The organism is Acinetobacter sp. GN11 (assembly GCF_054823985.1).
The window spans coordinates 1-695 of the sequence record NZ_JRVL01000374.1 but is presented as its reverse complement, the minus strand read 5'-3'; the positions used below and the strand labels follow the sequence as shown (position 1 = coordinate 695).

1 protein-coding gene is annotated in these 695 nt (G+C 28.8%); it reads left to right on the top strand.

Annotation, left to right across the window (positions count from 1 at the left end; all coding sequences use genetic code 11):
• Positions 1 to 279, top strand: a 279-nt coding sequence (locus NL42_RS19480; RefSeq protein ID WP_461313999.1) for a hypothetical protein, incomplete at its 5' end; no start/stop codon positions are given.
• Positions 280 to 695 lie beyond the last annotated feature (416 nt).

Here is a 695-nt window from a genome sequence, read left to right as displayed (position 1 = left end):
ATTAATAAGATGTCTTTAAAAGAAAAATTAAGTGAATTTGATGACGCGATAGTAGCAGTCGCACTACATGCTCCGGATGACTATGCTGAGTGGCAGCTTGAATACTTTCCTACTCAAGCTGCAATTCATGAAGATACTATGAGTGATTTAAAAGAGCTATGGAATGAGATTAGATCACAAATTAAAAGAGATTTAGCTAAAGCCGACTATGTTGGAGTTAAACTTCAAGAAATGTTTGATGCTTATGATAAAGGAGATAAAGTGGAAGGAAAAAAATAGCTTGGGAGCTTGCAGATTTATACGATATTAATAAATTGAAATAATGTTTCAGAGCTACTATGTAAATTCACTTGATGAGAGATATTTGTAAATGTTATTAAAGGATAAATTAATATGGATAGAAAATAAACTATCCATGATCTCAAATAATACTCAAGATAATCAGTTATCTGAAAGTGAAAAGAATGAGTGTAAGGGAATTTTTTTTGAAATAAAAAGATTGTGGACGGAAATAGATATTGAAATTAAAAAAAAAGTGTAAAGATGCTAAGAATTGAAAGGAAAATTATTGAAATGATTGAGGCCTTTCATAAAGATAATATTTTAAAAGCAAGGAAAATAGCTTGGGAAATAGCTTATATGTATACCATTACGGAATTAAGGTAATTAATAAGATGTCTTTAAAAGAAAAATTA